General features: G+C 61.7%; 9 protein-coding genes, 1 pseudogene and 1 riboswitch. Of the genes and pseudogenes, 3 read left to right on the top strand and 7 right to left on the bottom strand.

Going from position 1 to position 8,765, the window contains the following annotated elements; all coding sequences use genetic code 11:
• Positions 1–335: hypothetical protein (locus Y708_RS29510; RefSeq protein WP_028278502.1), on the top strand; the 335-nt coding region annotated here is incomplete at its 5' end.
• A gap of 159 nt (positions 336–494) precedes the next feature.
• Positions 495–1,541, top strand: coding sequence for an NAD(P)-dependent alcohol dehydrogenase (locus Y708_RS0101035; RefSeq protein ID WP_028278501.1), 1,047 nt, complete (start codon positions 495–497; stop codon positions 1,539–1,541).
• On the opposite strand, the pseudogene thiC reads toward Y708_RS0101035, so the two are convergent.
• The 6 genes and pseudogenes from thiC to Y708_RS22070 all read right to left on the bottom strand — a co-directional run bounded on the left by thiC (position 1,538) and on the right by Y708_RS22070 (position 7,318).
• Positions 1,538–3,234, bottom strand: a pseudogene (thiC, locus tag Y708_RS22075) (phosphomethylpyrimidine synthase ThiC). The gene Y708_RS0101035 and the pseudogene thiC overlap by 4 nt on opposite strands.
• Positions 3,235–3,280: 46 nt before the next feature.
• Positions 3,281–3,388, bottom strand: a riboswitch (TPP riboswitch).
• A gap of 56 nt (positions 3,389–3,444) precedes the next feature.
• Positions 3,445–4,653 carry an MFS transporter gene (locus Y708_RS0101025; RefSeq protein WP_035774931.1) on the bottom strand — a complete coding sequence of 403 codons (1,209 nt, stop codon included), beginning with the start codon at positions 4,651–4,653 and terminating at the stop codon, positions 3,445–3,447.
• Between the two features lie 117 nt (positions 4,654–4,770).
• Entirely contained in the window at positions 4,771–5,442 is a 672-nt protein-coding gene (locus Y708_RS0101020; protein ID WP_028278499.1) for a haloacid dehalogenase type II, read from the bottom strand.
• Positions 5,443–5,455: 13 nt separating this feature from the next.
• Positions 5,456–5,998 carry a carboxymuconolactone decarboxylase family protein gene (locus Y708_RS0101015; protein WP_028278498.1) on the bottom strand — a complete coding sequence of 181 codons (543 nt, stop codon included), beginning with the start codon at positions 5,996–5,998 and terminating at the stop codon, positions 5,456–5,458.
• 64 nt (positions 5,999–6,062) lie between these two features.
• Positions 6,063–6,764 carry a Crp/Fnr family transcriptional regulator gene (locus Y708_RS0101010; RefSeq protein ID WP_253905646.1) on the bottom strand — a complete coding sequence of 234 codons (702 nt, stop codon included), beginning with the start codon at positions 6,762–6,764 and terminating at the stop codon, positions 6,063–6,065.
• 83 nt (positions 6,765–6,847) lie between these two features.
• Complete coding sequence (locus Y708_RS22070; protein ID WP_253905645.1) at positions 6,848–7,318, bottom strand: hypothetical protein; 471 nt, start codon at positions 7,316–7,318, stop codon at positions 6,848–6,850.
• Positions 7,319–7,434: 116 nt separating this feature from the next.
• Here Y708_RS22070 and Y708_RS28880 point away from each other — a divergent pair, with 116 nt between their 5' ends.
• Positions 7,435–7,599 carry a hypothetical protein gene (locus Y708_RS28880; protein WP_155853603.1) on the top strand — a complete coding sequence of 55 codons (165 nt, stop codon included), beginning with the start codon at positions 7,435–7,437 and terminating at the stop codon, positions 7,597–7,599.
• Positions 7,600–7,616: 17 nt separating this feature from the next.
• On the opposite strand, the gene Y708_RS22065 is transcribed toward Y708_RS28880, so the two are convergent.
• Positions 7,617–8,765, bottom strand: a 1,149-nt coding sequence (locus Y708_RS22065; RefSeq protein WP_162150422.1) for an ISL3 family transposase, incomplete at its 5' end; no start/stop codon positions are given.

The following is an 8,765-nucleotide window of genomic DNA, read 5'->3' as shown; positions in this document are numbered from 1 at the left end:
GTATGGCCAGCGCTGACAGCGGGGACAACACGGAAACGCGTGTGGACGAGGTTGCCCAGGTGACCGACAACAACATCACCGATAGCGGCAACCTGTCGCTGGATAACATCCTCAACGGTGGTCTTCTCGATATCGATGACGTTGCGAACGGTAACAACGTGCTCAACGGAATCGATCTTGATGTGTCGGATAACCTGAACGGCATTCTCAGCGGCAACAACACTGATGTCGACGTCGATCCTGACGTGGACAGCAATGTTGACGCTGATACCTCGACCGACAGCACCACTGACGGTGGTCAGGACAACGAGGGACTGCTGGGCGGATTGCTCTAGCAACACCCTCTCCCCAAAGGTGTGGCACCTACCCAACAGGGTGGGTGCCACACCCACGCCCGGCCCAAGTGCATCCCCGCGGGGAATACGGCACCGACCGCTGACGTTGGCGACACAGGACAAAGAATTTCGAAGCAACACGATGTGCAGGAGTTATTTATGCCTACGACCGTTCATGCTTACGCAGCACCGTCTGCCACTGAGGACCTGATCCCCACCACCATCGAGCGCCGCGACGTGGGACCGGACGATGTCCTGATCGATATCAAGTTCGCAGGTATCTGTCACTCGGACATTCATACAGTTCGGGGTGACTGGGGGCCCGCGTCCTACCCGCTTGCACCCGGCCACGAAATTGCAGGCATCGTCACCGAAGTTGGCTCCAACGTCTCCAAGCACGCAGTCGGCGACCGCATCGGCGTGGGGTGCATGGTGAACTCCTGCGGTGAGTGTGAAAACTGCGCCGCCGGCGAGGAGCAGTACTGCCTCAAGGGCAACACCGGCACTTACGGCGCTGTGGACCGCGACGGCACCATCACCCAGGGCGGGTATTCGACCCACGTAGTGGTGACCGAGGATTTCGTTGTCCGGATTCCCGAAGGCATTGAGCTTGACGTCGCCGCACCGCTGCTGTGCGCAGGAATCACCACGTACTCGCCGTTGCGCCACTGGGGCGCCGGTCCGGGCAAGAAGGTTGCCGTCGTCGGGCTTGGCGGGCTGGGCCACATGGCCGTCAAGATCGCTCACGCCATGGGCGCCGAAGTCACCGTGTTGTCGCAGTCCCTGAAGAAGCAGGAAGACGGGCTGCGGCTCGGCGCGGACCACTACTTCGCCACCAGCGACGAAAACACCTTCACCGATCTGGCCAAGTCCTTCGACCTGATCATCAATACCGTCAGCGCTTCGATCGACATCAGCGCCTACCTGGGTCTGCTTTCCCTGGATGGTGCGTTGGTCAATGTTGGCGCACCCGCCGAGCCGCTGCCGGTCAATGCGTTCGCGCTGATCGGCGGACGCAGGTCTTTCGCCGGCTCTATGATCGGTGGCATCCGCGAAACCCAGGAGATGCTCGATTTCTGTGCCGAGCACAAGCTCGGCTCCGAGGTTGAGGTCATCCCTGCCAACAAGATCAATGAGGCGTACGAGCGGGTGCTCGCCTCGGACGTCCGCTACCGCTTCGTAATCGACACAGCGACGCTCAGCTAGCGCATCGCTCCGATGCCCCAGGCAGCCCGGGGCATCGGAGCCGCTAGGTGGCTGTCAGGACTGTCCGGGCAGCGCAGGCTCGGGCAGGTAGACCTTGCCCCCGGCAGCCCGGAACTCTCCGCGGACTTCGCCGCCATACCCGCTATGGCCTGTTGAGCGGACATCCCACCAAACTGGTCGCGGATGTCCTGAGAGATACGCATGGAGCGAAACTTTGGCCTGCACATCGAGCAGAAATGCGCGGTCTTGGCAGGCAGCGTCTCATCGTGGAACTCTTCGGCAGTCACCGGGTCCAGCGCCAGCGCAAACTGGTCACGCCACCAACTCAAAGCGCGCCTTGGACAGGGCATCATCGCGTTCCTGCGCGCCCGGGTGCCCTTTTGCAAGGTCCGCCGCGTGGGCGGCGATCCCGGTTGGGTAGACCGAGGTGCTCCTTCGGTGTGATGTAACAGAGCATCGCGGTGCCGTACCGTGCAATCTCGGTGGCGCCAATGGCCGAGGTAATGTGGTCATAGCTAGGTGCTACGTCGGTAACCAGCGGCCCCAGCGTATAGAAGGGGGCGCCGTCGCAAAGCTCCTGCTGGCGCTCAACATTCTCGCGGACCAGATGGAACGGGATATGGCCCGGTCCCTCAACCATCACCTGCACATCAAACTCCCAGGCCCGCTTGGTCAGCTCGGCAAGTGTGTCGAGCTCGGCGAACTGGGCGGCGTCGTTGGCGTCCGCAATGGACCCCGGCCGCAGTCCGTCCCCAAGCGAGAACGCCACGTCATACCGGGCAAAGATCTCGCACAGCTCGTCAAAACGGGTGTATAGGAAGTTTTCGCGGTGGTGTGCCAGGCACCAGCCAGCCATAATGGACCCGCCGCGGGAGACGATGCCGGTGACCCGTTCCGCGCTCAGCGGCACGTACCGCAGGAGCACGCCGGCGTGGATAGTCATGTAGTCCACGCCCTGCTCACACTGCTCAATGAGGGTGTCCCGGAAAATCTCCCACGTCAGGTCATTAGCCTCACCGTTGACTTTTTCCAGCGCCTGATAGATGGGAACCGTTCCAATCGGGACCGGCGAGTTGCGGATAATCCATTCGCGGGTGGTGTGGATGTCATCCCCAGTGGACAAGTCCATGACAGTGTCCGCGCCCCACTGCGTGGCCCACTGCATCTTGCTGACTTCCTCGGCGATGGAGCTGGTGAGCGCTGAGTTGCCAATGTTGGCGTTGATCTTCACCAGGAAGGCCTTGCCTATGATCATGGGCTCGGACTCAGGATGGTTGATGTTGTTGGGAATGATTGCGCGCCCGGCAGCAACTTCGGCGCGAACCAACTCCACGTCGCAGTTCTCCCGCAGGGCAACAAAACGCATCTCTTCGGTGATGATTCCCTGTCTGGCGTAATGTATTTGGGTGACCGTCCGGCCCTCGGTGGCGCGCAGCGGTTCCGGCCGTGCTCCCTGCCACTCCTCCGAGGCGCTGCCGCGGCGCACGGCCGACTTGCCGTCGTCGAACAGGGTCCTTTCCCTGCCCTTGTAGGGCTCGACGTCGCCCCTGCCGGCAATCCATGGGTGCCGCAGTGATGGAAGTCCCATGACGGGGTTGCTGCCCGGCCCCGCGGTGCGGTAGACGCTCAGCGGTGCGTTCTGCACACCGTTGGGGGAGTCAGCCAGCGCAATTTCGGTGACGGGAACTGCCAACTGATGCTTTTGATCGTGGACATAGGCGACTGAATGCGAATCATGGCGCTCAAAGGTTCCTACTTCCTTCGCCGGAATTACCCGGACAGGTTCTACGGTCGCAGGCTGCGTCAGCCCGATCTCAGCCCCTGCAGGGGCTCCCGTGTGGATGAAAATGACCCTAGCACCCTCCCGCCCAAGGTCGCGCATGCACAGCACTAACCAGGCGTCTCAATCGGCAGCGGGTGCGTTTCTGAGCCCACACCATCCAGTCCAGGCAGCGGCCAGCAGGAGGGCTCCGCCTAGGTAGAAGACCGCTCGGATGCCGAACAGGTCGGCGGCAACCCCCCCAAGGAGTATCGAAATGAGCCGCCCGGATTGCCAGAGCATGTCAAAAGTAGCGAAGATGCGTCCGCGGAGTTTTTCCGGAGTTTCTGCTTGGAGCAGCGAGTTGAAGGTGACGGCCCCGGTAGAGGTTCCCAACCCGTAGATAACCAGGGCGGCCATGGCGGAGAAGAGTCCGGTCACGGTTGCCAGCACGGCATCGATCAGCCCGCGCAGCACAAACGGTCCCAGCACAAACCCTGGCCGGCGAGGATTGTCTGTAAGTTTGGTGAGGATCAGCGGTCCGAGAGCTGCACCGGCTCCGATGGCCCCGATGAGCAGCCCGAAGCCGCTTTCGTCGATATGAAGATGGTCCTGTGCCAGAACCACCAGCAGTGCGCCTGTCGCGCCTGCTGAAAGGGCCGCAAGGGACTGTGCGGTGGCCAGTGCGCGCAGCAGTCGGTGCTGTGCGAGTTCGGCGAGCCCTTCGCGTGCATCGCGATACCAGGAGGAACGTCGCTCCCGTGCTGGCGGGGCAGGTACCCTCAATCGCAGCAGTACCGCTGCGGAAGCGAGGTAGCTTGCGGTGTTGATCCAGAACGCCCAGTCATAGCCAAATAGGGCAATCACCAACCCGGCCAAGGGTGCCAGGATAATCTGGGAGACGACGGCGGCGGTCCAGAGCCCGCTGTTTGCTGCCAGCAGATCGCGTTCCCGGACAATCGAGGGTAGGACAGCTTGGGACGCCGGGTTGAAGAATACCGCCGCAGCTGAGAGCCCTACAGCAATGAGATAGACGTTGAAAACGTTCCCGTCCACAAAGGGCAAGGCAAAGGCGAGCCCTGCTCTCACCAGGTCCGCTGTAATCATCACTTTTACCCGCGGCAACCGGTCCACCAGTGCCCCCGCCAGGGGAGCGAGCAGCAGAACCGGGATGATTTCGGCAATGACCACACCGGAGACGCCCAGCCCGGAGCCGGTCAGGGAATACACCAGCAATACCAGGGCAACGGTGTTGAAGGCATCACCCCATTGAGAGATGGTCCGTGCGCTCCACAACCGCCGGTAGCGCGGTTGCCGCATGAGCGCAGCGAGCGACACTGGTTTATCCGTCATACTGTGCCCGCATTATGCCGCGCAGACTGCAGCGGCTCCCACCCTCTTGACGGCGTCGCGGGTGTTGTGGCTGACCAGTCGCTGGGGAGCTCCTCGGAACCTCCCTCGAGAGCGTGGTCAGCCTGATGTGAGTTGCCGGGCAAGTGATACCAGGTCCGGCGCCTCACGATCCGCGGGGGAGAAGTAGGACGGGTACGTTCCGCCTAGCCTGTTGATCCACGCAGTCTTGAGACCTGCGGCGTGTGCACCGTGAATGTCCCATGGATGCACAGCAACCAACATCAGCTCGTCCGGTGGATGTCCCACCTCACGTGCGGCGAAGTCGTACGCTTCGCGCGCTGGCTTCCAGCGCGGAGCATCCTGGACACTCAAGATCCGCTGGAACAGATCCCGCACACCCGCGCGCTCCAGGAGCTCTTCCGCTATTGACGCCGCACCGTTACTGAGGGTTACCAGGTCTGCCAGGTCCGCTAGCGCCCGTATCCCTGGCGCAGCGTCCTGGTGAAGGGACAATCCCTTGAGCGCACCCATGATGTGCTCAATATTTTCCGGATAGTTGGCACCTTTAACCTCGTTGATCAGACGTTTCAGGTTGTCGGTGGCCAGATCAGCGAACGCGGGATTGTCACCGGCCACCGACAGTGCGAAGCCGTCCCGGAGAGTCTCGGTGAACCAGAGTTTCGCCAGATGCACCGGTAGGCTGCAGTCGGCGAAGGCACCCCGGAGGGGACCCATATCCGAGAGGGTTTCATTAACGTCGAAGACAATAACCGAGGGCGTCGCGTTCATGGTGTGCGGGTGCCTACAAGCCCGGTGCGGCCGGAACGTCAAGGTCCGTCTGCACCATGTGGTTGAAGTAGTTCGTGAACAGGTTCAGGGCCACATGCGTGGTCAGTTCTGTGAGTTCCACATCGGACCATCCGGCACTCAGTGCCCCTTGCCACGTGGCGTCCTCAACGTTGCCCTTGTTCAGCGTTGCCTCACGGGCCACCGTCAGAAGCGCTGCCAGTTTGTCGTCGAAGTCGACCTGTCCCTCGCGGATCGCTACGGTCTGTTCCGTGGATAACCCTGCCGCTTTAGCCCCCATGGTGTGGGCCGACTGGCAGTACGTGCACTCGTCGGCGTTTCCCACCGTGAGCGCGATCGCCTCACGGGTGCGGGCGTCGAACGTTCCGTAATCGCCGATCACCTGTTGCAGAGCTACATAGGACTGGAGCACAACAGGCGAGCCGGCCATGGCGCCATGGATGTTCAGAACCTTCCCAAACTTTGCTTCCAGCGACTTGAGTTCGATTCGGCTATCTTCAGGAGCGTTGTCAAGGGTGTGAACGGTGACTCGTGACATGGGCAAGTGCCTTTCTTTGGCGGATGGGCATGGATGCCCGCGTACAGGTATTCGGCCTCGTGGTCTATGAGGTCCGTTTTGCGATGATTTTCAGTGCCGGGAGGTCCTTCACGACGATCCTCCCGCGGCTTTGTTTGATGACGCCGGTGGAGGCAAACTCGGCCATGGCTTTGCTGGTGGCTTCCCGCGTTGCGCCCAAAAGTCCGGCGAGTTGTTCGTGGGTGATGTGGACAGGATACGACTGGCTGAACCGCGTGGGCCGGCGCGATTCAGCCAGCGTTATGAGGTTTTTCGCAGCCCGCGCCGACAACGGTCTCAGCGCCAGATCCGTGAGCCGATCCTCAAGCCGTGCCACCCGCTCGCCTAGAAGGCGGGAGATTCTGACCGCGATCCGCGGATCGGCAAGCAGGTACCGTTCGACGTCGTCGGCCGTGAGCTGGCAGATCACTGAGTGGTCAATCGCCTCGGCGTAGTTGTCATACATTTGTTGGCCAACCAGCAGCATCTCGCCAAAAACAGCCCCAGGTTCGAGGATTGCCATGGTCAGTGCCTTACCATCCTCAGCGACACGGAAGACCCGCACACGGCCGGTCTTCAGGATGAAGAGGGCCGTGACGGGTTGTGCCTGGGAGAAAATCAGCTCGCCGGGACGGAATGTGCGCTCAGCAACCATGAGTTGCATGGCGTCGAGCTCGTCAGTACTGAGGTCGGCAAACAGGTCAACGTCGTTAAGGCAGGTGAAGGGGTCAACCGGACCGATGGCCAATGGGTCTGCCTCCCGTACGTGCGGAGACCACGGCCGGTGGCCGCTCGCCGGTGTGCGCGCTATGTCGCATCCGCAATTGTTTGTCATGCACGGACCCGGAGGACGCGTGCGGCGGTCACTCCAAGCGTAACCCCATACAGCAGGTGCCCGATCAGCGACATCCAACCAGCGGCATCGATCATAAAGACTGGCATACCCATCATCGATGGCATCAGGAGCAGTGGTCCCAGTACCCACCACAGGGCGCCATAGACGAGCCCAACGACCGCTGCACGCGCATAGCCAGTGAGCATCCTGCTCAGCAGGAGCGTCAGACCGAGTCCAATCAGAACAGAGATGGCCAAATGCACCAACAAGCCAACGATGGCGGATTCGCTGCCAACCAGCATCGCGATCAGGGGGAGCATGCCCATCATGGCCATGAGCGCTCCAAAAACAGCGCCTCCGGCCAAGCCGCCGATGACTCCTGCTGTCAACCGTTTAGTGACTGGCGGTGATGCGACAGCGGATGTGGTGGTCTCGGTGCCGGACAGGTGCTTACGGTCGGTCGCCATGGGATTACCTTTCAGTGGGCTTGCTATATCGCTTGCTTGAACGCTAGGCGCATCGTCGGCGTAGTTCTGCAATCCAGGACACACTTTGTCTGAAAAGTGCGGGATACGGTGGACCCATGTCCTTTGCCTTTGTGTTGAGTCTCGCCGGCCTTGCCATGTTGCTCCTGGTCTTGCGCCTTACCCTGCCGATGCTGCCGATTTTCGGATTGGCGCGGCGAGTTGCTCCCGTCGACCTGGCTCTGACGCTGCTGGGAGTCCTGGGCCTTGTTCGGCTCTCCTGACGTAAGTGTGGGCGCCGTTATTTCTGGTATGGAAGTTTGATGTTTACTGGTCCGCAGGCGAGTGTGATCAGGGCCAGTGCGGCTTGCGGGGTGTGGAATCCGTAGGATCGTCGGGTCATTGTGCGGATTTTGTTGTTTAGTCCTTCGTGGCGGCCGTTGGAGAGGTTTCTGGTGATGGCGGCGTGGATGCCTTGGGTGTGGGAGCGGATCGTTGCGGCGGCTTTGGCGAACTCCCGGATGCCGCAGGCTGCGGCGAGTTCGCACCAGGCCGTGATCATGTCCATGACCTCGTCGGGGTTGAGGTCTCCGGCGAAGACTTCCCGGAGCGATTCCTTGAGCTGGTAGGCCTTCCAGAGCAGCCCGCCGGTGCGTTGCAGCCCGGCGAGGGTGGCGTGTTGTTTCGCGGTCAGGTCTTGCGGGTTTTTCAGCAGCACCCAGCGGGTTCCCTTGAACTTCCTGGCAATGCTTTGATCCGGCAGCTCCCGGGTACGCTGCCAGACGCAGCGGCGGAACGCTTCCAACGCGTTGGTGGCTAGCTGGATAACGTGGAACGGGTCGAAGCAGATCACCGCGTCCGGGGCGTTGGTTTTCACGGACTTCGCGAAGGCCGGGCCCATGTCCATGCTCACCGCCTCGATAGCGGCCGTGTTCACCTCACCGATCTCGGTGAAGAATCCGTCTAGGGTCGCCGCGTTCTTCCCCGGAGCGCCCCAGATGATCTTCGAGGTGGCGTGGTCGGAGACGAGGGTGAGGTAGCGGTGGTGTTTACGCCAGGAGATCTCATCAACCCCAATGTTGACCAGCCCCTCGAACCGGGTGTCATCGAGTTGCTCGGCAACGACGCGTTCGCAGATCGCCCCGACGGTCCGCCACGCTATCCGGGCGAATGTGGAGACCGTGGTCTTATCGGCCCGGGTCACCAGCCAGGCGATCATGTCCTCAAAGTCCGTGGTGAATCGGGATCCCGGCCTGGCAAACGGGACGCCCTGGACGATGACCCCGTGGGCCGGGCAAAGAAGACGCCGGCGCAGCATCGTGAGGACTACGACCCTGCCGGAGAAGTCAAGGTGCCGCCAGGAAGACTCAGTCCACCGGGTGTCATAGCCGGCCATCGTCGTGAACGGGCAGCGCGGGCAGGAAAGGCGCTTGCGGGTTTTCAGCGCCAC

This window comes from Arthrobacter sp. H5 (assembly GCF_000520595.1).
Lineage (GTDB): Bacteria > Actinomycetota > Actinomycetes > Actinomycetales > Micrococcaceae > Arthrobacter_D.
This window is presented reverse-complemented; position numbering and strand designations above follow the sequence as displayed.

Excerpts from the sequence above, each read along its gene's own strand:
- Y708_RS0101035 (WP_028278501.1), top strand. The coding sequence starts at position 495 with ATGCCTACGACCGTTCATGCTTACGCAGCACCGTCTGCCACTGAGGAC.
- Y708_RS0101025 (WP_035774931.1), bottom strand. The coding sequence starts at position 4,653 with ATGACGGATAAACCAGTGTCGCTCGCTGCGCTCATGCGGCAACCGCGC.
- Y708_RS0101020 (WP_028278499.1), bottom strand. The coding sequence starts at position 5,442 with ATGAACGCGACGCCCTCGGTTATTGTCTTCGACGTTAATGAAACCCTC.
- Y708_RS0101015 (WP_028278498.1), bottom strand. The coding sequence starts at position 5,998 with ATGTCACGAGTCACCGTTCACACCCTTGACAACGCTCCTGAAGATAGC.
- Y708_RS22070 (WP_253905645.1), bottom strand. The coding sequence starts at position 7,318 with ATGGCGACCGACCGTAAGCACCTGTCCGGCACCGAGACCACCACATCC.
- Y708_RS28880 (WP_155853603.1), top strand. The coding sequence starts at position 7,435 with ATGTCCTTTGCCTTTGTGTTGAGTCTCGCCGGCCTTGCCATGTTGCTC.